The 21,311-nt window shown below is 55.6% G+C and carries 16 protein-coding genes; 7 read left to right on the top strand and 9 right to left on the bottom strand.

Features of this window, described 5'->3' with window-relative positions; all coding sequences use genetic code 11:
* Window positions 1-124: 124 nt before the first annotated feature.
* Window positions 125-1,183, bottom strand: a complete 1,059-nt coding sequence (locus FBY20_RS07145; RefSeq protein ID WP_142051118.1) for a hypothetical protein — start codon at window positions 1,181-1,183, stop codon at window positions 125-127.
* 807 nt (window positions 1,184-1,990) lie between these two features.
* Between FBY20_RS07145 and FBY20_RS07140 the strand changes: the two genes are divergently transcribed.
* A complete protein-coding gene (locus FBY20_RS07140; protein WP_142055834.1) occupies window positions 1,991-2,767 on the top strand; it encodes an EAL domain-containing protein in 777 nt (258 codons plus the stop codon).
* Window positions 2,768-2,809: 42 nt separating this feature from the next.
* Window positions 2,810-4,108, top strand: a complete 1,299-nt coding sequence (locus tag FBY20_RS07135) for a diguanylate cyclase (RefSeq protein WP_142051115.1) — start codon at window positions 2,810-2,812, stop codon at window positions 4,106-4,108.
* 164 nt (window positions 4,109-4,272) lie between these two features.
* On the opposite strand, the gene FBY20_RS07130 is transcribed toward FBY20_RS07135, so the two are convergent.
* The 8 genes from FBY20_RS07130 to FBY20_RS07095 all read right to left on the bottom strand — a co-directional run bounded on the left by FBY20_RS07130 (window position 4,273) and on the right by FBY20_RS07095 (window position 17,722).
* Window positions 4,273-4,509, bottom strand: coding sequence for a DNA-3-methyladenine glycosylase (locus tag FBY20_RS07130; protein WP_142051112.1), 237 nt, complete (start codon window positions 4,507-4,509; stop codon window positions 4,273-4,275).
* Between the two features lie 749 nt (window positions 4,510-5,258).
* Window positions 5,259-10,343 carry an EAL domain-containing protein gene (locus FBY20_RS07125; RefSeq protein ID WP_142051109.1) on the bottom strand — a complete coding sequence of 1,695 codons (5,085 nt, stop codon included), beginning with the start codon at window positions 10,341-10,343 and terminating at the stop codon, window positions 5,259-5,261.
* Window positions 10,344-10,372: 29 nt separating this feature from the next.
* Window positions 10,373-11,719: an HD domain-containing phosphohydrolase gene (locus FBY20_RS07120; RefSeq protein WP_222119264.1), complete on the bottom strand. Its 1,347-nt coding sequence runs from the start codon at window positions 11,717-11,719 to the stop codon at window positions 10,373-10,375.
* Entirely contained in the window at window positions 11,720-12,880 is a 1,161-nt protein-coding gene (locus tag FBY20_RS07115; RefSeq protein WP_142051106.1) for an ATP-binding protein, read from the bottom strand. It abuts the gene before it with no gap.
* A gap of 705 nt (window positions 12,881-13,585) precedes the next feature.
* On the bottom strand, window positions 13,586-13,990 hold the full coding sequence (locus FBY20_RS07110; protein ID WP_142051103.1) for a response regulator: 405 nt from the start codon (window positions 13,988-13,990) through the stop codon (window positions 13,586-13,588).
* A 243-nt stretch (window positions 13,991-14,233) separates the two neighbouring features.
* Window positions 14,234-15,355: a sensor histidine kinase KdpD gene (locus FBY20_RS07105; RefSeq protein WP_142051099.1), complete on the bottom strand. Its 1,122-nt coding sequence runs from the start codon at window positions 15,353-15,355 to the stop codon at window positions 14,234-14,236.
* Window positions 15,356-15,934: 579 nt separating this feature from the next.
* On the bottom strand, window positions 15,935-16,588 hold the full coding sequence (locus FBY20_RS07100; protein WP_142051096.1) for a hypothetical protein: 654 nt from the start codon (window positions 16,586-16,588) through the stop codon (window positions 15,935-15,937).
* 144 nt (window positions 16,589-16,732) lie between these two features.
* Window positions 16,733-17,722 (bottom strand): transposase, encoded by a 990-nt coding sequence (locus tag FBY20_RS07095; RefSeq protein WP_142051094.1) that lies wholly within the window; start codon window positions 17,720-17,722, stop codon window positions 16,733-16,735.
* A 264-nt stretch (window positions 17,723-17,986) separates the two neighbouring features.
* On the opposite strand from FBY20_RS07095, the gene FBY20_RS07090 reads away from it, so the two are divergent.
* From FBY20_RS07090 to FBY20_RS28090, 5 genes are all read left to right on the top strand, one after another.
* A complete protein-coding gene (locus FBY20_RS07090; RefSeq protein ID WP_142051091.1) occupies window positions 17,987-18,886 on the top strand; it encodes an N-6 DNA methylase in 900 nt (299 codons plus the stop codon).
* Window positions 18,887-19,184: 298 nt separating this feature from the next.
* Window positions 19,185-19,832: a DNA methyltransferase gene (locus tag FBY20_RS07085; RefSeq protein ID WP_142051088.1), complete on the top strand. Its 648-nt coding sequence runs from the start codon at window positions 19,185-19,187 to the stop codon at window positions 19,830-19,832.
* Window positions 19,829-20,083: a hypothetical protein gene (locus FBY20_RS07080; protein WP_255452270.1), complete on the top strand. Its 255-nt coding sequence runs from the start codon at window positions 19,829-19,831 to the stop codon at window positions 20,081-20,083. The genes FBY20_RS07085 and FBY20_RS07080 overlap by 4 nt, the downstream gene beginning before the upstream one ends.
* Before the next feature lie 4 nt (window positions 20,084-20,087).
* Complete coding sequence (locus FBY20_RS07075) at window positions 20,088-20,282, top strand: hypothetical protein (RefSeq protein WP_142051085.1); 195 nt, start codon at window positions 20,088-20,090, stop codon at window positions 20,280-20,282.
* A gap of 403 nt (window positions 20,283-20,685) precedes the next feature.
* The gene (locus FBY20_RS28090) at window positions 20,686-21,009 is read left to right on the top strand and encodes a ClpX C4-type zinc finger protein (RefSeq protein ID WP_142051083.1); all 324 of its coding nucleotides are present in this window, start codon (window positions 20,686-20,688) and stop codon (window positions 21,007-21,009) included.
* Window positions 21,010-21,311 lie beyond the last annotated feature (302 nt).

Here is a 21,311-nt window from a genome sequence, read left to right as displayed (position 1 = left end):
ACTCCGCATAGGGCCCGACCTTTATCTTCTGCATGCCGGCTATTCTATTGCCGAATGTCCGTTCCTTGGCGGTCGCAGTCACTCATGCCATCAGCGACCAACGCTGAATAGGGTTGCCGGAAGCCTACTCCGGGCCTCGACCCACTTTGCGAATGAGGGGCTCGTAGTTCGGCTCTATATGGAAAAGCCACATGCGGAGAATCTCTCCTCTATAGGAATCGTCAAAGGCGGGAGCCATCTCGCTTGGCGTAAGTTGAGGGGTGAGGCGAACAATGCGTGCGTCCGCCGTCGTAAGCCATTCAAAATGCCTGGAGACCATGCCAGCGGTCGATCCAATCATCTCGAACTCCTGTGCCTCATTGCGTTCGGGCGGCTGTGCAAAAAATTCTATGAAATCCACCCTGTCGCCGTCCATCTTCGCAACGGGGCCGTGTTCTTCCCAAGTTGAGTGAAATATCAGGTAGAACGCCACTTGCTGCTCTAAGTCACACAGTATCTCCCTTCCCTCAGAATAGAACGAGAGGGCACCGATAATGAAGTTAGCGACACCGTCCTCGTTGATTGCACTTGGGCATTCTGGCTTTGCATGTATACGGCAAACGAGCGGGGGAACTACGCCAATCATTCGGTCGCCAAAGGCTCCGGCAATGTTTCGCTGCAGGGCATCTGGAAACCGTAGATTTATCGTACCTTTTGGTGTCTCGAAGTCTTCTACCTTGTTTATGGTCCACTGCCCAAACGACTGCCAATAAACGGCAATCGTGAGTGAGTGTCCCTTGAGATACGCATAGCGCTTGAGCCTTGCCAAGTAATTCTTGCTGAACGTCACTGGTTCATTGAAGGTCTTCGTACGCGCGTGCTTGACTTCCACGAAGTAGCGCTCACCAGTTTTTAGCGCTACGAAGTAGTCGGGCGCTTGGACATCAGCCCCGTCATAGAGTGGGGCCGCTGTATCTTCTGGAGCAATCAGCTCTGCCTGCCCCAACGAAGCCACCATGTACTCGAACATCTTCTCGGCCCGGCGGCCTATCAGAAGACGCATATCCTCAATTCCAAGCTTGGTGGCTTCGTCAAAGGAAAACACCTCGCCAATGCGGTTCAGTGGAAGATTGAACTCCTGTCCAATATCCGCAGCCAAATCTAATGCGCCAAGCCTAGTTGACTGTCTTGCTACGCGTTTCATTACATTCTTCTTCACTCTATCGTTACTCGGGAAATCTAGCATGCGCACTGACAAGAGGAGTCTTAGCAGGCGCTCGGACCCACGAGCTTTGTCGTACCGCTGAGCTGCGGCCTACTGACTTTTCAGAGCAAGCGGCATCATGGGCTGTGGCCGAATGGGATTGCGACCCGCAAAAACGCTGCACAGCGCCTGAACATGTCTGCTTCCAGCCTCAAGCCGTCGCTCGGAAGTCTGCCATGGTTGACCGCTACTGGCCGGTTGCGGACAATTACGACCGACGAGTTCCACCGCTGACGGTTGCGAGTAGACGCGACTGAGCAAAGAATGCGGCGGGAGGAGCCAGCATTGAGCGATCATCCAAGCACGTAATGGAGTCGCAGCACTGGAAGTGCGAGGGGGGAGTGAATTACCCTCCCAGCCCCACCATCCTCGCTCCTAATGCCTGAACCTTCAGACGCGAAAACGCCCCAGCCCGTGAGGAGGCTGAGGCGCAGTGCCCAAAGGCGCCGGCGAGGGGGTATTGGGCGTGAAGAACTTTAGCATATATCTCGAAAGCAGCGAGTCCGCTCGGCTTTCCTCGACAGCCAATTGGCGCGAGATTGAAGCGATATGGAGATACCTATGGAAGCCGACTTTGTTCCCGAGCGCGCGCCATATGTTGCTTGTCTGACGGCGGCAGCGCCTGTTCATTACCTTCGCGCATCTGCTAAAGTCGGGTATCCGAGGATTTCCTGCCTGCGCGCCGCAGAGGGCCCATCGTCTGGGCGGTTGTCAGCCCTATCAATTTTTTCATCCAGTTCTGCCGACATGATTCCAATACTCGGCTCTGCCAAGCCACCTGCATCAGACGGTCTGTGCCGCGGTTGCAAATCAGGTGAGGAAACCTCGATCGAAATGACGTTTGCATTTCAACCCATTGTGGAGTTGATATCGGGCGAGGCCTATGCATATGAAGCGCTTGTGCGCGGGCCGCAAGGCGAGCCTGCCGCTTACGTATTGTCGCAGGTGGACGACGCTAACCGCTACCGTTTTGATCAGCGTTGCCGCACGACAGCGATTGAACTGGCCGCCCGGCTGGGTATGGACCGGTTTCTATCGATAAATTTCATGCCAAACGCGGTGTACCAACCCGCCGCCTGCATTCGTGCGACCTTCGAGGCAGCAGAACGACACGGTTTTCCAGCAAATCGCATCATTTTCGAGACGGTAGAGGGCGAGAACATTATCAACCGCGCTCATTTGTTGGAGATATTTCAAGCCTACAAATCGTATGGCTTTCAGACTGCAATCGATGACTTCGGCGCGGGCTATTCGGGTTTGACGCTCTTAGCAGATTTTCAGCCGGACCTCATTAAACTTGACATGGCTTTAGTGCGGGGCATTGATACACACAACGCTCGCCAGCGCATCGTCGCAGGAGTGCAGAGGGTCTGCACAGACTTGGGAATTCGCGTCATTGCAGAAGGGATTGAGACCTTTGGCGAGCGTGACTTTCTCGCATCGCAAGGCATCACCCTCATGCAAAGGTATCTGTTCGCCAAACCAGCGTTCCAGGGCATGCCACCGATATCCAATGCAGGTTAATCATCGCCACGATTCCCCAATCGGGTCAGCAGACGGGCGTGCATGATCATGCCGCACCAGAAAATACTTGAAGCTGCATTCGAGCAGACGTGGAGCGCGCTGGTAATCACTGATGCGGACCTGTCCGAAGGATGCCGAGTTCAGTTCGCCAACCCCGCGTTTGTTGCCTTGACCGGCTATTCCCTCGATGAGTTGCGCGGGCAATCTCTTCGTATCCTTCAAGGGGCGGCTACCGACCCGAGTGTTATCGAGAACCTGCGCAGGTGTTTGAAAGAGGGGCGATATTTCGAGGGGTGCGCGACAAACTATCGCAAGGACGGCTCAACCTACATCGTGCGCTGGAAAATTTCGCCAATTCACGATGAGAACGGATCGGTCACGCATTTTTTATCGGTGCAGGAGAACATTTCCGAATTGGTGCGCGTAGATCACACTAATCGCCTGCTATCGCGCGCGCTCGACGCAACTAGCGACTTGGTCATGTTGACGGACGCTAAGTCGCGAATTATCTTCGTGAACAGGGCGTTTGAGAACGCTACGGGCTATTCGCTATCGGCAATCAGATGCGAAACGGCGGCGATCCTCAAATCGGGTAAGCATGATGATGCGTTTTATGCAACCATGTACCGCACCCTTTCAACCGGTCAGGATTTCCGGGCCACTTTCATTAACCGCAGGCGCGACGGGTCTATCTTTCATATTGAGCAGACCATCTCCACAATTGTCGATGATCATGGGCGCCCCACACACTACTTTAGCGTCAGCAAAGACGTGACGCGGCAGGTGGAAAGAGAGCAGGCGCTGTGGCGCGCCGCCACGAAGGACAAGCTCACTGGACTCTACAATCGTTCGCACGGTGAAAAAACTTTGCGTGAAGCTTTTATAAGAGCCCAGGTGGGCGGCGATTTGCTTAGCGTAATAATTGCGGACGTCGACCACTTTAAGCAGATTAACGATCGTTTTGGACATCTTACCGGAGACCGCGTCCTCACCGAAATCGCTAGAATTATGGAGGCAACGGTACGCCGCCAAGATGTGGTAATTCGGTGGGGGGGAGAGGAATTCGTAATCGTGCTCGCCGATTGCCCGATTGCTGTTGCTATCGAACTCGGGGAGTGCATTCGCACCTGTGTAGATGCTTATCGCGATTCAGAAATTGGTTCGCTCACATTGTCCCTCGGCGTTGCTCAGTTTGCCTCAGGAGAAACGATCGAGGAACTGATCGCGCGTGCAGATGCCGCGCTTTACGCTGCTAAGCACGGCGGACGCAACAGGCTGTCGGTCGCGCCTACAGCACAAACGCCGTTAGTTGACCACGTTGATTTGCCCGAGGCTTCTTAGGTGACGCCGCCCCAAGCGGATCAAAGTTTCATCGCACCCCCTGGCGAACGGCCAATAGGCATGGGCAAGCCCAGCTACCGGAGCGCCGTGGGTCAAAGGCACGTGATGTCTACAAACACTTTAGCGTGCCGGATCGGATCTAAGCCCTGGAGAAGCTGTATAGCTTAGATCAGATTCCGAGAGAGAGGGCCGGGCTTGCGCCGGTTGTCCTCGGGACGAGTCAAGGTTCGATAAAAGTCCGCCCCCAAATTAATGAACTCCTCCATTTCTTGACATGTGAGCTTGTGTTTCATAGCCTCGATGCAGGCGGCATAGGCGGCTAAAACTTCGGGCCAGTCTTCGAAGCGCCGTGCGCCAGATGCCCTAATGATCATCTGTGCTACCAATTCTTGCTGATCCAAAAGAACTCCTTTTCTAACTGCCTACTCACGCGCTTGTGGGACGGCCTACGACCGATAGTTCAGGGCGCCGATCGTTAAAGTCGCCGCTCCAAGCCTCATATGCTTCTTTTGCTGCCCCTATGGTGTGTAGCACAAGGCCGCCGCTGAGAAAGTCCGGATCACGAATGAGTGGAGGGCACAGCGAGACATCACCGGGTGCACGAGACTTGTTGGCATTCTTGCGGGCCGTAGCGACCAGTCGGTCGCCTTGCACCACGATTAACTGTCTTTCAATGGGCAGAAGCGCTAGGACATCAATTTCAAAAGGGGAGTTGCGAGGCACTTTGCAGAATTCCCCAGGATGCGGTGGAGGCACTTCGTAAATGTATCGAATTTTGAACATTTTTGCTCACTGCCTGCCCGGGAGAGTGCGCAGTCGTCGGCAGTAAGCCCAGGAGGAGGGCGCGCAGCATGCGCGGCAAAAATCACCACGATGTGGACCCATTGGATTTTTGCTTCTGTAGCGCTACCTTAACGTTTTCAGCCTCTGCGGATCTCCGTCGGTCTACCTAGCTGCATTAATGAATTCTGCTCGCACACCATAGCCAGGCCAAATTTCGCCGGAGTTCGTGCAAGTTAGGCACAAAGGCTAAATCCTGTTCCACAACAATACGAAGATTTTGCAGGCATACTATGGGCTGTCGAACGGGCCTAGACCCTGTAAGGGGACGGATAAGTGCGAATTACTGCCCTTTTCTCGATGACGTATTTCAATATTGCTCCGCTGCCGCCCCGTCGCTTTCGCGCTTGCGAAATGCAATAGCTATGGAATCCCGCAACTCCTCGTCGTCCCAGGGCTTCGTAAAGTATCGATAGATCGCGCCTTTATTTATGGCGGAAGTTACTGACGCCAAGTCCGTATAACCCGACAAGATGATGCGTACCGTTTCAGGATACATATCTTTGACCTGATGAAAAAATTCAGTGCCCGTCATTTCGGGCATTCTTTGATCAGAAACAATAACATCCACCTTATTGCTCGCAAGCAAACGGAATGCCTCTTGAGGGCTTTGGGCAGTTAAAATTCTATAGCCATCCCGTCGCAAGACACGCACGAGCGCCCGCAGAATATTCTCTTCGTCATCTAGCAGCATGAGCACCCGCTCCACTTCAGCGGCCCCGCTTTCCTCCCATGTCTTGCTTCCTTTCGAATCGTCCCTCAAGTATCGCGTCAGCGCCTCATACGGCATCGGGTGGGCGAATAAATAGCCTTGGAAGTAATCACAGTGATTTCTGCGCAGAAATGCGTACTGGGCCTCGATTTCAACGCCTTCTGCAACTACCTTCAGATCAAGATGGTGAGCCATGGAGATTATCGCTTTTGCGATGGAAGCGTCATGACGGTCGCTGATTACTTCCTGAACGAAGGACCGATCTATCTTCACCTTGTCGATGGGAAGATTTTTGAGATAGTTCAGGCTTGAATAACCCGTACCGAAATCATCGATGGAGATTTTCACTCCCAGATCCCTGATGTGCCGAAGCGTATCGATCGCTCTTTCTGCATCATCAAGCAAAACACTTTCCGTTATCTCAATTTCGATGCTCTGCGGCTTCAGACTCCAGCGGCGCAGTTCATTTTCGAGCTCAGAAACAAAATCCGTCCGTTGGAAGTAGAGGGCTGAAACGTTGAGCGCCACGGGACAATCCGCCCATCCCAAGTCCTGCAATGCAGCGGCGTCACGACACGCCTTTTCCAGCACCCATCTACTCAAAGGAATTATCTGTCCGGTCTCCTCCGCTAAGGGTATGAAGAACGATGGGGACACAAATCCACGGGTTGGGTGTTGCCAGCGCAGAAGTGCCTCGACCCCGGCAACGCGATGGGTTCTGCCATCAACAATTGGTTGATAATAAAGAGCAAGTTCTCCATTATCGAGTGCTCGCTTCAGATCTCCCCGAAGAGCCAGCCGCTCTTCAATGTCCTTACCAAGATCAATAGTGTATTCATGCCACGTATTCCTGCCTTCGCGCTTCGCACGGAACATCGCCAAGTCTGACTCGCGGACCAGTTGCATCGGATCTTTGATCGACCCATCACTGACGGTAAGTCCGGCGCTTGCAGTGATATGGATTTCCAGCTCCCCAAATCTGTAGGGTGCACCGACGGCGCTAATGGCAGCCTCTATCAGTCTATGCGACCGCTCACGCGTTGCTGATGGCAATACGATAACAAACTCGTCTCCGCCAACGCGGGCAACCATTTCTCCCTTCTGCAGGCATGCTCGCATTCGCTGGGCAACCTGTATCAATACTCTATCGCCAAAATCATGCCCCATCGAATCGTTGATCAGCTTGAAGCCGTCTAGATCGAAGAAGCCTACCGCTAGCGTATCGCCGCGCCGACGCGCGTCAGCGCTACTTTTAGTTAGATATTCTCTAAGCAACCGCCTATTTGGAAGCTCAGTCAATATATCGTGCGTAGCACCATACTCGAGTTGTTCCTCAATTTTCTTCTGTTGCGTGATGTCGTTCAAAATTCCGATAAAGTTCTCCACGCGGCCTAACTCGTTCGGAACCGGGGCAACAAACAGATGATTCCAGAAAGCAGTGCCGTCCTTTCGTGTGTTCTGAAGGACGATGTCAATCTCACGATTATCAGACAAGGCCGCACGAATTTTCGCAACCGCTGCCGGATCCGTTTCTGGACCTTGCAAGAATCGGCAGTTTCTGCCGAGCGCTTCCGTGCGACTGAAACCTGTCATACGCTCAAAAGCCGGATTGACATATATCAACGGAAATTCGGGATCCGTGGCGTCAGCAATGGTCACTGCGTTATAACAAGCTTCAAGGCTGCGGTGAAGCAAGTGCAATTGCTGTTCAAAGTGTTTGCGCGGTCGCAAATCTCGAAGCGACAGAAGTCGCATTGGCTGGTTTTCCCACTCTGTCTCAGAGAGAGCCACCTCCACATCCAAGGTGTTCCCTTCCCGCCCTACCGTTTGCCACTCGAAAAGTTTGGGGGGATGTTCTGGTAGGGGTACATGCATGTTCTGCAATCCCACTTGGCTTCTACCGAACATTTGCTGTGCCGCTTCGTTTGCGAAGCGCACGTAGCCACCTTGATTCACAACCAACACCGCGTCCCGCATATCAATGAGCAATTGGCGAAGCTGCTTTTCCTTCGCTCTGATCACGGCACCAGTTCTCTCCTGTTCAGTTACGTCTCTCGCTATACCAAAAACGCCTACCACTTGGTCCTCAACCTGAATAGGCATATTAGTGACGTCGAAGGTTCGTACTTGTCCGTTTGCGACACTGCACCTTGCAAGGTATCGGCGCACTTCTCCATTCAGCACGGCGGCGAAATGCTTAGTGACCATTTCGAGATCATCTGAAACTACCACCGAGCGAAACGTCAGCTTTAATAGCTCCCTCTCGGACAGTCCGGTCAATATGCCCGCCTGCGGATTCACGCTAGTGTAGCGTCCAGTCAAATCAAACGAATAAACCGCATCAGGATTGAAATGGTAAAGGGAGCGATATCGCTGTTCGCTAACCTCAAGGTTCCTACGGTCATCCGCCGCTTTAATGGCTACCGCGGCCAACTGGCCAATTGCTGCGAGAGCCTTTGTGTCGTAGCTCATCCGTTGATCGTCGGACGAATACACCCCCACGGCCCCAAGTAGCTTCGGCCCCACGGACATAGGAGATGCCCAATAAGCAAATGAAGCGGTTCCGCAAATCGATGCACAGTCTGAGCAATCGACCTTCCCAACAAACACGGCTTCGCCATCGCGTACTGCGTCGCACTGCGGCGAATCGGCCGTCAAAGGGAGTTTGTCGCCTAGACTTCTCTCGAAGTCAGCCCCCGGCCCTTCCGCCATTAGTAGTTCAAGACTGCCCTCGTCTTCCGAGAGGCGCCGTACGGCGAACGTAGCGCTTGGTACTGTCGCTCGAGCCAAGCCAGCTATGGAACGTAAGACAGTATCCAACGACGCTCTGGCAATGATCTGGTCATAGACTCTTCGCGACGCAGTGTTAAACTCGTCTTGCTGTCGAATCCAGTCGACATCCCGCGCCACGCAATATAACAGCTGCTCAGATTCAACCCATTCGGCGGACCATTTCATCTCGACGGGTAAGCCGAACTTTCCATTCAACTGATTTTGAAACTTCCAGTCATCCGAGGAGTTCTCCATCGCTGACTCTAACGCCAATCCGGTACGCCTTTGATCGCTTCGTCGCACAAACTCGATGACTCGCCTTCCTTTTAATTCATTAGGGGTGTAGCCCAGAATTCTCTCGACGGAGACGCTAACTTCGATAAAAACGAGGTCTCGGTTCAGCGAAAAAATGATGTCGCCGGACAGCCGCATAATTCTCGCCTTCATCCCGTTAAGACGATGCTGGGCATCCAGGCTTCGCTGAAGCGCCTCGTGAGCCATTTCAAGCTTGTATGATCTCCGGCGCGACGACCAGCTCAATTGCTGGTTCACGATCAGAAAGAGGGTCGACACAATGCCGACGAGCAAGGCGGATGTGGAGAGAAATGAAATCGGTCCTTCCGTGGCCGTTCCTCGGTACCAACCCTTCACCGTCGTCAGATTTTCATGATCGATTTCGACAGGGGACTTAACGAGTAGATCGCCACGGTTGACGGTGCCAACACTGTATATTTCGATGCCTCTCAGCTCCACCGAAACTGCCGCCAGTCCAACAGAGGGCCCTGGAATACTAGCGAAGAGATCCGCGAGTTGCTGAACTGCTACTAAATACGTAGGCTTTCCATTATGCTTTGGTAGCCTAGTAGCTACCAAAGCCCAATACGGCGGACCGACGCTCGGCAGGGGCTTGCCAATATGCGCCTTGCCAGTTTCTTCAATGTGATCTAAGAGTATTCTCGCGGTCGAGGTCGACAAATACTGTTTCATCGACTCGTCTGTTTCCACGTTTGCGGAGTGGGACATAAGGACGGCCCCCTGGTCATCAACCAACGCCATGCCTTTGAACCCGGGGATATCTCGAAGAAATGCGCGAGCATCAAACGCAAATGACTCTGCGTCGGGGATTTTCCCTTCGGACGCCCACCGCGCGGCCAATCTATTTAAAACGGTGAACCGAATCCTTACGGCCGCGTTCACCTGGCCATCGACCTGGCCCAACAATATTTTGGCCTGATTGACTCTTACGCTCAGTTCCTGAGTGCCGATGACGCACCAACACAGGACAGCGACCAACGAGCCAGCGGCAGCCAACCATACACTTCCCGTCTGCCTGGCCATGACCTTCTCTGGACGCCTTTGCGTAATCCGGGCCATAGTGCTCATGGCCATGAGCAACAGAAGTAATGTGTATAGCCCCTCGATACGGAATATCATCGCCAGGGGATTTCCCGCAGGCCATGATTGGACTCTCGCGACTACTTGAAGCCCCGCCGCAATACAGGCTATGCCGCCCAGCGTCCAACGCAGTCGTTTAAACCGCGGCGAGAGTTCCATCAAGCCCAACGCGCAACACACTAACACTATGGTAATCTGCATTAGCGGCGTGAGCGGCGACTGTTGACTCCAAAAATTCCAGTCGATGGGAGGTGTTTGGGAAACGGCGATCCATGCGTTTACGGACAGCACCAGAGCATTTACGAGCAATGACAGGCGCCCGACGCCAAGCGCGCTTAGCAACAGCGTCACCCCGGCCCCGCCAAACAGTAACGCCCCTTGTTCGATAGAACCTGCGAGCTCGGGCAGGTGCTCTACCAGCAAAGGTCTCCATATTAGCCATGCAAGCCCAACCCAGAGAAGTATAAATCCGATAACGATGGGTAAGGCAGAAATAACGATATGTCGCATCTTCATGGAGATACTCCGTGATCTGCATTTCTCAATTAATCTTCCGCCTCAGGAATACGAACGAACAATTGATACGTAGCATCCTCATTTTGCTCAAAGACTACGAGCTTATCTATTAGCCGCTCCGTCAGAGCCTTACCGGCGCTTATTAACAACATGCCGCTCAAAGCATGAAGGTCCTTAACCAAGATCATCCCGGGCTCTAACCTAGCGGTATCGAGCACCAGAACTGCCTCGTCGGCGGCGTCGGAGTTTTCAATACTCCCCATGACTTCGATGTACGGCACACACAAGCTCGGATCATAAAGTCGACCAGAGTATTTGCGAACTGCTTCAATGGCCTCTTCCTGCCCAAATTTTCTCGACAGTAGGACTCCCATTCGAAGTTCAACATAATCGGTAGCAATTTTCAGGACGCGTGCGCCATAAGGGATGGCATCGCCTGCCAAACCGTCGGGAAAGCCTGCGCCGTCCCAGCGCTCTTGATGGTGGCGGATGATGTTGGCGGCATCGGTGGCGGGTTCTAGCGACATGAGCAAACTTTCGCCCACCACCGGATAAGTCCGGTACCGGTCGCGCTGAGCCCTTTCCATCCGATCCGGAGATTCAGTAATGAGCGTATCGTCCCAAGTCAATTTGCCAATGTTATATAGAGCCGAGGCGATGGTCAGGTCCTGCCTCTGCTTCTCGTTCATCTGCATTTTGTCGCAAAACGCACTCACGAGTGATGCAACTTTTGCGTTAGATTGCTTTTCTGAAGGTAGCCTGAGATTTATCAACGACGCAAATACTCGAGTGGCGGTGACATAACTTTGCTGTAGACTTTGATGTGCCTTCTCGATCTCAGCGTTGGCTCGCTCGAGTTGAATCGTACGTTCTTTTACGCGCCTTTCTAATGAGTTGTTCAGATGCTGTAAAGCATGATACTGCTGACGATTAATCTGTTCTAACCGCTTTCTCTCAGATTGCGCTTGATGAAGGGCCAGTCCTTGGCTCACCGCGATGCGCAGTTGATCGGCATCCCACGGCTTCGTGAGATATCGATAAATACGTCCCTCGTTAATGGCACGAATCGTGTTGTTATGCTCTGGGTAACCCGTGAGCAGGATGCGCACGGTATCGGGCCACCGCTGCTGAACCGTTGAGAGTAGGTCGGCACCCGACATGCCCGGCATGTTGGCGTCACAGATAATGAGATCAATTTTGTTGCGCACCATTTTATTGATGGCCTCAACGCCGTCTGTCGCAGTTAGTATCGACGAGTGCGCACCTCGGAGTTCCCGTAACAGGCTTGACAGAATATTCGGTTCGTCATCGACTAAAAGGATGCCACCTTCCAGAGTCGGGCTTTGCGCGATTTCCATGTTGGTCATATCAGACATTTACGCCTCGCTCACCTTTTGGCGAATTGGGAGCCAGACCCTGAAACGAGATCCGCGGCCTAGCTCGCTGAAGACGTCAATACGCCCCGAGTGCTGTTCCACGATGCTGTACGAAAGCGCCAATCCCAATCCCGTGCCTTTTCCTAATTGCTTTGTAGTATAGAAAGGCTCGAATATTCGGCGCAGGGCGTCAGCTTCCATGCCGCAACCCGTGTCCTGCACCTCGAACCAGACCTCCTGGCCGTCCACTCCCGAACGGACGGTGATGATGCCTTTCGTCTCAATGGCCTGTGCAGCGTTGATGAGTAGGTTTAGAGTGACCTGATTGATTTGTGAGCCATTGCACTCCACAAGAGGCAACACCCCGAACTCGCAAATCACATTTGCCTTGTATTTAATTTCGTTATTTACGACTTTAAGCGTGGTTTCTATGCCGTGATGCAAATCAAAATCGCGGAATCCTTCGTCTTCTGGGCGAGAAAAGTCTTTCAACGCCGTAATTATTTTCTTAACACGATCAATGCCGTCCGCCGATTCGTTAAGCAAAGCCTCCAAATCGTGGCGAATATAGTCGTATTCAAGGTTCCGCTTGAGATGACGCAGGTCGTCAAGATGTGCAACTCCGTCAACAGCATCGACGATTTTCAGTAAATCACGCACGTAGTTGCCAAGAGTTTTCAGATTCGAAAAGACGTACCCGATTGGATTATTTATCTCGTGAGCGACGCCTGCGGCAAGCTGGCCGATTGCAGCCAGCTTTTCCGTTTGCATGATCTGATTCTGTGTTTCCCCGCTTTGTCGGACGTTGATTTCGGTCGCGTCAACTTGGGACGCTGAGGTTGGATATTGAATGGATGCGCATGCATACGATGCGGGAACCTGACGCGTAAATACGAGGCAGCGAGAGGTAATGTTGCTAGGCGGTAATGGGAAATCCGCGATTGTTGCAAAGCCGACACTGGCTCCATTAGGGCTCATTCCGTCCGCAGGCCCTGTGAGGATTCTCAGACACTTTAAGTCTTCGAAACGCAAACCAATCGCTGAAGTGGCGTCGATCCCCGTTAGATTCTCCATCGCCTTATCCCACGATCGAACATCTCCCCCTTCGCCAATCAGCACGACGCCGCATTTCCCTGAACCTTGTTTTTGAATAGCAATCATTTGCGCGTCTCCTTTGGTATCGCAAGCAGGGATGCCGGTGCCCCCACATATTGCGGTTTGTTTCCGCTTTATGAAATTTTACGTATCACGGCGTTATAAACGATACAAAAGGTGTAACTGTTGCGCTGCCGCGACTGACTCAGCGCGGCAAGCCGGGTAATGACGGGGTATCAAGCGAGAGGTCTGGCCGAGCCCCATCGTCCCGCAGCGGCCCACTAACGCTTTCCATCGTGGACCCGCCCGATTCGGACCGCAGAGGAATGACAGGGAGAGGGCAAAACGGAGAGCTGCGGCATATCCGCAGCGCAAAGGGCCGCATAGAAGAACACGGCGGAACGACGCGTGCGGCAATGAGCGCGGCCTGTGCTAACGAGGTTATGTAGTGCTGATCCTGCTAGGCCCACGAGCAGAAAGTCGCCGGTGATCCACATGCAGTAGCTGTAGCCGCGCGCTCGGGGGGATAGCCAAAAGATGTTCGATGTGGGCCGCCCCATAACCTACGGCGGCTGCATGTCGAGCCACTCTGCAGGTTCGCATAAAGGGGGGGGGGCCAACAGCAGTCGGTCATGAAGCACGCCCGCTGGCCGACTGCCGCCACGTCCGTATCTGTTGTCTGCCTTTAAAATTGGATCGGAAGGGTCGTCAATGATCCTGCCTTACGAACCATTGCTCTGACGTCGATAAGCCGATCGCAGCGCCCCTAGGTCACTTTACGGCTTCTGTCCCGCAGAGGAGTGTTTCCAGCTGGTCAAGCATATCTCCCGGAACCCAAGGTTTCAGTAGAAATTTCATACCAGAAGGACGTGCGTGCGCAGAGGGATGCCCGCGGCCCGATGTAAGTAAGACCGCAATCCCTGGCGACTCCCTAGATAGTCGCATCGCAAATTCGAAACCGTCCAGCGTTCCTGGCATCTGGACATCCGTGAGCACTGCACGGATGTCCGACCGGTTCGCCAGGCACCGCAAGGCGTCGTCAGCATTCTTGGCCTCGGTGACTGCGTATCCTGCCTCCTCAAGTAGCGCAGCCAAGAGCCAACGAGCGTCCGGGTCGTCGTCCACTACAAGCACAGGCAGTTTTCCAGTTCGTTCATGTCTCTGGGTATTAGGCATTTGTCTTGATCGTTGTGTGGTTAGAACTGGTTCGCTTCCGCCAACGAGCAGTCTTAAATTCGAACCAACGCGGCACGCGGCGTGGGTAAAAAGGTTACCCACGTCTACACTGCGCAGCCGCCGGCTTCGATGGTCAGCAAACCCCATACCTACGGTCTTTTCAAGGACTTTAGTGGGGGCCGAGCTCAAGCACGCACGACGAGCGGCCAGGGCCACCTCGGTCGATGCCATTTGCTCCAGACTTCATTGCGGGCTGCGAGGCAGAAGGACAGTAAATATTGTTTGTTTGACAGTCGATTCGACGCATATTGTGCCTTGATGGGCGCTGACGATGCTCTTACAAATAAATAGGCCCAATCCGAGGCCAGCGGCCGAGGTTCGGCGCTCCGGGTAAGGCGTCGCCCGGGTCAAAGGGTCAAAGAGGGTAGGTAGAGCGCTGGAAGGAAGCGGTTCTCCTCCGTTTGAAACCGTCAACTCGAGCCAATCCCCTTGGTCCTCAATACCAAGGTTGATTGTGCCGTCCCCATAACGAGCTGCATTGGAGAGTAAATTCGACAATAGCTGCCCCATTTGACCCGCGTCCCACATTCCTAACGGATTGCCGCGGCAGTTCAGCGTGATGAATGCCTCCGGGAATAGCACCCGCGCTTCCTCAATCGCGGAGCTGCACAACGTATGCATCGACAGTGACGTGTGGCTTGTGGCCTGAATCTCACCCAAGCGTGCACGGGTAAATATCAACAAATCGTCAATCATCGCGCGCATGCGTAGTACTGACCGTTGCACGGTCGCAGTCGCACGCACTCCGGTAGGGGACATCGTTGCGTCGCGTAGCAATATATCTGCCGCGTACTGCAGCACAGCCATCGGCGCGCGCAGGTCGTGCGCGAGCACGCCAGCAAATAGATCGCGCGCTCGGTCCACCCTCTTGGTGTACTGCTGCACCGATTCGTGTAGCGCCTGATCAATTGCTTCATTGAAGCGAATCATCTCTTGAAAGGACTCTCGGTCTATGCTACCGACAGCCTCCCATCTGCGCAGGACACTCGCACGAAGTGCGCGGAACTCGGCAAGTACATCGTTCAGCCCAAATCCCTGCGCGCGCCGGTCGTCAGCGTGCAGAACGGAAATGAAGTCGAAGCCAGCGTCCCCTTCTGACCTCGCGCCAAAGGACTTCGCCAGTTGCTGTGCTTCGTTTTGATTTCGCTCCATATTGATGGCTATAGCCAGGAGGATTTCGGCGCCGGAATTGCGAAGTTGATCGTCTGACAAATTCCCTGCCGCCGGTTGAAGCTCCCTGGCGTATCGAATCCTGTCATCAATCAGGTCGTCGAGATGCTCGCGGATAAAACTCGGTATGTTCATGAGTACTCCTGCAAAGGTCCGCTACCGCCGCCGCGATTCATGCTTGGCCATGCCAGTGGATCACATCCATGGAGAAAGCAGTATGCACCGCCTCTTAACCGTGCCCCGCTGGCGCTCTTGTATGGTGCGCTATTACTAGTTCACCCGCAGCGGTGCGGCCCTCGCGAGCAGGAACCGGACCGGCCGCTTATGGCCGATCGCAGACCTTTCGGTCTGTTTAGCCGCTAAACACCCCATTCAAAACACGTTTATCCGGACCCGTGGATATGTGGATGATCGCTTCGCGACCGCCCGGCTCGCTGTGCTCGGCCCGTGGAAAACCTCTGATGGACAAACGGTGGACAGGCTCCGCCTGACCACGCGCTTGACCACAGGGTATGCCCACCGGCTACCCGCGCTTCTCCCACATACCCACCGGCCCCCATCAACCATCAATTGGAGCAAAAAATCCAAACCGGCTCCGGCGAGGTATTGAGTGCTACGTATTTCACGCCGATCGCGGGCAGCTCTTGCCCCTTCTTGACGCGTCGGAAGGAGCTGTCAGTTCAGTATAGGCCGGGCTCTTTTAGGCCCCCGCCTCTAGTCCTCTCCCAACCCCAAAGATTCCGCAATACCTTCTTGCGCATCGAGCAGGAAAGCGCTGGATTCGGGCGTCTGGATCATTGATGGCACGGCGAGTTCAACTAGGCAAGTGAGCAACTCAGTGAACCACCATTTCACATCGACTCCGACTGGAGCGACATGGGTATAGGTCAGGTAGCGGACTGCAGGTGTGACTATGTTGGGATCTCGACCACATTCGATCACGTCTGCGACTTGCGTAGCTACGATCCGTATGAATTCGCCCGCAAGCTTCGCCACGGCAATCGCGGGTGTTCCCTGTTCTGACCATAGGGCGCCTCTCGCCAAATCCCGGCAGGCGATCTGCAATGCAGCAAGGTCAACGTCTTTCAAAGGTCTTCCTTGCAGGTTTGGTGTGACATGACCGAGAGTGGCCTGATTCTGGAGGCTGACCGTACTTGTATTCCGCCCAGCGAATTCCGGCAAGTTATTGTTCAGATCGAAGAAAATCGGCGTGCTGGGGCGATATGCGGCATAGACATCACACCCAAACGATTCCACGTCTGGCGCGCACGTGGCAAGCAGAGTAGCTTTCGTCTCGGGCCGATTTGCTGGTGCGGCTCGCTCACAGCCTCCTCGGAAGAAGGGATCGCCCGCCACAATGCCGATCACGCCCGCCTCTCAACCGCCGAACTTGCTGTCATTCAGACGCTATCCGATCCGGAGAAGGCGGACGGCATGGTCCTCGAAACGGGACCAGCGTGGGTGTCAGGCCTGGGCGCATCTTGGCCCTGCTCGCGAGTCCTCGTTTTGAAGCTATGTTTTCAAACGAACGCAAGACGAAGCGTCGTGAAGTGAGCTATCCCACTCCCTGTTATCTCGAACCATCGCGTTAATGAGGGTCAATAGCTTGCGCATGCAAGCGACCAGCGCCACCTTGGGGAGTTTTCCAGCTGCCTTCAATCTTTTGTAGAAGTCCCTGATGACCGAGTTGTGACGTGCGGCAGTTAGCGCAGCCATGTAGAGCACCCGACGTATCTCAAATCTCCCTCCTTGAACTCTTCGCCTGCCTTTGGTTCCTCCCGAGTCATTAGCCATAGGAGCAACGCCGACCAATGCTGCTACTGCGCGCCTGTTCAATCGCCCAAGTTCCGGAAGCTCGGCAATGAACGTGGCACTAGCCACGGGCCCGATCCCACTGACTGTCTGAAGAAGGCGGTTCAACTGGGAGAACTGCTGCCTTACATGAGCGACCATCTCGGATTCGAGTTCAGCCAGCTGGGTTTCTATCGCCTCCACCACAGCCTTGATACTCGAATGCAATCGGACGGGCGTGGTGTGCAGACGCTGGCGCTCGGAGTTGATAAGGCCCAGTAACTGACGCCTGCGCGTCACCAGGGCGGCCAGCCAGGCGCGGTGGTCATCAAAAGGGGGAAGGGCAAAGCGAGCCGCATCATCTCGACGTACCAATACGGCGGCCAGTTCCGCAAGCATTCGAGCATCCACAGTGTCGGTTTTCGCAAAGCGACCCATGGATTTCGCGAAGTCGCGTGCCTGCCTTGGATTAATCACCGCTACGGGCAGACCTGCGGCTTGAAGCGCACGCGCGAGTGTTGCCTCGTAACCCCCTGTTGCCTCCATTACCACCAAGCCAACCGCATGCGGTTGTAGAAAAGTTGTGATTTCCGCAAATCCTCCTACGTCATTAGTGACTCTGAGTGCGGTGAGCTCGGCCCCCAGTACACAAATGTCTAAGTGTGCTTTTGCGACGTCAATTCCCACCGTTACGGACGAGATAGACATGATCTTCAGCTCCCTTGCTTGTGCATGCGCGCTCAGAATGGCGCGCGTAACCGTTCGGGCTTCAGGAAGACCAGCACGGCGCTCGTGCGTTTTTTACTCAAGTACGGGCTATGACGCCCCAGCGCTAGGCTAACTGCACGGGCCGGTCTAACCGCTTCCACGGTGTAAAAAATCTACCATGCTGGCCTGGCACCAACATACAAGCGCTGCGCTGCGCCGTGCCTCTCAAGTTCCGGGCATTCCCGCCCTGGCAACCGGAGAGACCACATGGCCAAAACTTCAAATGCACAACAGCGTCGCTTTCTGAACAACGCCGACGCCCACCAGAAGGAGATCGTCGGCCTGCTGCGCCAAGTCGCGTACACCCGTGGTATCGATCGCGTCTGGAGCGATTGGGTGGAGATCTGCGCGATCGCGTTGGCCCGTGCGGACCTCGCGCAGCGCGACGTGCGCGAGCAGCGCTACCTGCAGTTGATCGCTGAGTACGAGCGGGCCGAACTCGACCAGCTCGTGCAGGCCTTCGCACACTTGGTCATGTCCTATGAGCTGCGTGTTGAGGCGGCAGACTTTGGCGATGTCCTGGGAAGCACGTTCATGATGCTGGACATGGGCAACGCCGGCGCCGGTCAATTCTTCACACCCTACGAGGTGTCGCGCCTGATGGGCAACATGATGATGGGCGACGGCCAGGCGCTGGTCGACAAGACAAACGCGCTCGGTTTCGTGCGCGTGCTGGAGCCGGCCTGCGGCGCCGGCGGCATGTTGATCGCCGCTGCGCACGCGATGCACGACGCTGGCTTGAACTACCAGCAGTGCATGCACGCAACTGCAATCGACATCGATCAGCGCTGCGTGCATATGACGTTCGTCCAGCTGGCGCTCTTGCACGTGCCGGCCGTGGTGATTCATGGCAACGGCCTCACGGGCGAGTGCCGGGAGCAGTGGTTCACGCCAGCACACATCCTGGGCGGATGGCGCGCGCGGCTTCGCCGTCGCGAGGCGGAGGAGGGCGCGCGAGCGCTCCTGCAGGCGCCGGCGGCCATGGACGAGATCCACGTCGACCAGGCAGCGGCCGACAGTCGCTCGGCAGAGATCGATGCGCCGCTGCAAGCCATTCCGAAGGCCGTCCGCCAAGCTGCTGCCGCAGGCCAGATGCCGCTCTTCTAGCGACGTTGCAATGGCCCTTCTCGGGGCCTGGCGCGCCGGCGACGCGCCATTCGGCACATGGAGAACCGCAAGCACTGCACGGAGCACACAGTCGCATCCCACTCCCGCACGGACGATTGGGCCGCTGCGCGCGGCATTGTCGCCGCGGCCCCATCTTCAAGGGCTTTCGCGGCATAAACCGCTCACCGCGTTCGCTATTTATTCCACGTCCCTTGACCGAGCTTTCGTGGGCTGCGCCCGCCTGCCCCGTGCAGTGCAATGCAGATCGGCTGACATTGCTGCACGCAAGGAGCCAACCATGAGTCGTCTTGTCCTGGGCGATTGCCTGTCCGTTCTCCCCACCTTGCCCGATCGCTGCGTCGATCTGGTCCTGACCGATCCGCCATACCTCGTCAACTATGTGGACCGCTCCGGCCGGAGCATCGCCAACGATCGTACCGACGAATGGCTGGCGCCGGCATTCGCACAGATGTTCCGCGTCCTTCGCGATGACGCCTTCTGCATCTCGTTCTACGGCTGGAATCGGGTAGACCGATTCTTTGCCGCCTGGCGCGCCGCCGGCTTCCGCGTCGTCGGCCACCTGGTGTTTGCGAAGCAATACCAATCCAAGGCGCGATTTCTGGCGTATCAGCACGAGTCGGCCTACTTGCTGGCCAAGGGTCAGCCGGCGTTGCCGGCCGAGCCCTTGCCGGACGTCATGCCGTGGAAGTACAGCGGCAACCGCCACCATCCGACGCAAAAGCCCGTCGAATGCCTGGCGCCGCTGATCGAATCTTTCAGCCGCCCGCGGGACATTGTGCTGGATCCCTTCGCCGGCTCGGGCTCGACGTGCGTCGCCGCCCGCCAGGTCGGCCGGCGCTTCTACGGGATCGAAATGGACCCGAAGTATCACGCCGCCGCGACGCACCGCTTGCAGCTCGCCCGCCAAGAGAGGATCGCAGCATGAGCCGGGACGATACCGCAATGACGCAGGGCCTGACGGCCTTCCTGCAGGGCTACGGGAAACACGATTTGGACGGTCTGTCGGCGATCGCCCGATACGGCGCCTGGCCGCTACTCGCCGCGCGGGAGAGCGAGCGGCGGATGGTGAAAATTCTTGAGAGCCTGCCTCTCGATGAAGTGCAGGCAATCGCTCGGCTCGAAATCGACCTCAACGAACTCGCCCGCCAAGTGCTGGCACAGTTGGACACGGAGTAAGCCCATGGCCATGGTAGAACTTTCCATGGCGGCTCAAGCCGCCATTGCGGACATCGCGCGTCGCGTTTTGAACCTGGAGACGCTGGAGTGCCGAGGACGCGCCCAACTGGTCTATCACGAACTGTTCTTAGGTCAGCTGCGCGAGGCGCTGGAGGCCGCTTACCTGGCCGGCATGGTGGACCACTATCGCCGAAAATGAGAAATGCGGTGCCGGCCTGCCGGCCGGCGCTGCACTTCACGCTATTCCGAGCACGCGTGTCCTATTGGCTTCAAGATGGCTACGAATCGCGGCGCACGCTTCTTCCGCGCTGGCGAAACTAGTGCAGGCGGGCCCACATCTTTCCAGGTTTCCAACTATGCGAATCGGATGCTTGCCAGAATTTCGGCGCATCGTCCGTATGCTTCATCGCGTATGCAGCTATGACCCCATTTACGGCCCGGGTGCCTTCCATTGGCCCTCCTCTTGCCCCGTCGATCAGCAGTTGCATTTACAGGTTCCGACTGCTACTTCGTGGGCGTTGCGCTACTAGGACAAATACGCATCCGCCGGGCTGTCGCTCGTGCTAGATTGCGGGCCTTCACGACCCTCGCACCGTTCCGCCATGGATGAGCCGAAAAAGAGACGCCGTACAAAAAAGCAGGCGCCAGACTTGCATTGCTCGTTCTGCGATAAGTCCCAATACGAAGTGCGAAAGCTGATTGCCCGGGATGGCGATAATCAGATCACGATCTGCGATGAGTGCATTGATATGTGCATCGGGATCATCAACGATCAGTCGTTGGCAGAGTTCAAAGACAGTCCCAAAGCGTTGTTCGACTATATCGTTCGACAGCATGAATGCATCGGCCAAGCGAGGGATCGGGCAAATAAAGCCATGGATCTGCTGAACATCTCGATGCCGCCTTCGACGGATTCTCAGCACTAAGTTGGTGGTATTCAGCTCGGCCTGAACGCCGGCACCGGTCGATTTCAGATTCAGAGTTCACCCCTGGGCGTGTCCCTACGCCTGCGGCTGCGGGTCGGGCTCTCGCGCTTCGCGTTGAGCCTGGCCAACCCTGCCAGTCTCAACCCCTGCGGGGCTTCCATCCTTCCCTCCCTTCGGTCGGCTCACGCCTTCGCGCCTGCCGGCGCTGCGCGCTTTCGCTTGCCCGCGGCCTCCGGCCGAATTTGAGCCCTACGGGCTTGGGGCGCTCGCCGCGCGGCCGGCCCGGGATCGCTATTGAACTG

The organism is Achromobacter sp. SLBN-14, from assembly GCF_006715415.1.
Lineage (GTDB): Bacteria > Pseudomonadota > Gammaproteobacteria > Burkholderiales > Burkholderiaceae_B > Achromobacter > Achromobacter mucicolens.
Note: the sequence above shows the minus strand (reverse complement) of the source record. Positions and strands in the feature narration are given on the sequence as shown.

What these genes read in the sequence shown, in the direction of transcription:
- FBY20_RS07090 (WP_142051091.1), top strand. Translation starts at nt 17,987, where the DNA reads ATGGCCAAAACTTCAAATGCACAACAGCGTCGCTTTCTGAACAACGCC.
- FBY20_RS07085 (WP_142051088.1), top strand. Translation starts at nt 19,185, where the DNA reads ATGAGTCGTCTTGTCCTGGGCGATTGCCTGTCCGTTCTCCCCACCTTG.
- FBY20_RS07080 (WP_255452270.1), top strand. Translation starts at nt 19,829, where the DNA reads ATGAGCCGGGACGATACCGCAATGACGCAGGGCCTGACGGCCTTCCTG.
- FBY20_RS07140 (WP_142055834.1), top strand. Translation starts at nt 1,991, where the DNA reads ATGATTCCAATACTCGGCTCTGCCAAGCCACCTGCATCAGACGGTCTG.
- FBY20_RS07075 (WP_142051085.1), top strand. Translation starts at nt 20,088, where the DNA reads ATGGCCATGGTAGAACTTTCCATGGCGGCTCAAGCCGCCATTGCGGAC.
- FBY20_RS07105 (WP_142051099.1), bottom strand. Translation starts at nt 15,355, where the DNA reads ATGAACATACCGAGTTTTATCCGCGAGCATCTCGACGACCTGATTGAT.
- FBY20_RS07110 (WP_142051103.1), bottom strand. Translation starts at nt 13,990, where the DNA reads ATGCCTAATACCCAGAGACATGAACGAACTGGAAAACTGCCTGTGCTT.
- FBY20_RS07115 (WP_142051106.1), bottom strand. Translation starts at nt 12,880, where the DNA reads ATGATTGCTATTCAAAAACAAGGTTCAGGGAAATGCGGCGTCGTGCTG.
- FBY20_RS28090 (WP_142051083.1), top strand. Translation starts at nt 20,686, where the DNA reads ATGGATGAGCCGAAAAAGAGACGCCGTACAAAAAAGCAGGCGCCAGAC.
- FBY20_RS07125 (WP_142051109.1), bottom strand. Translation starts at nt 10,343, where the DNA reads ATGAAGATGCGACATATCGTTATTTCTGCCTTACCCATCGTTATCGGA.
- FBY20_RS07120 (WP_222119264.1), bottom strand. Translation starts at nt 11,719, where the DNA reads ATGTCTGATATGACCAACATGGAAATCGCGCAAAGCCCGACTCTGGAA.
- FBY20_RS07135 (WP_142051115.1), top strand. Translation starts at nt 2,810, where the DNA reads ATGATCATGCCGCACCAGAAAATACTTGAAGCTGCATTCGAGCAGACG.
- FBY20_RS07145 (WP_142051118.1), bottom strand. Translation starts at nt 1,183, where the DNA reads ATGAAACGCGTAGCAAGACAGTCAACTAGGCTTGGCGCATTAGATTTG.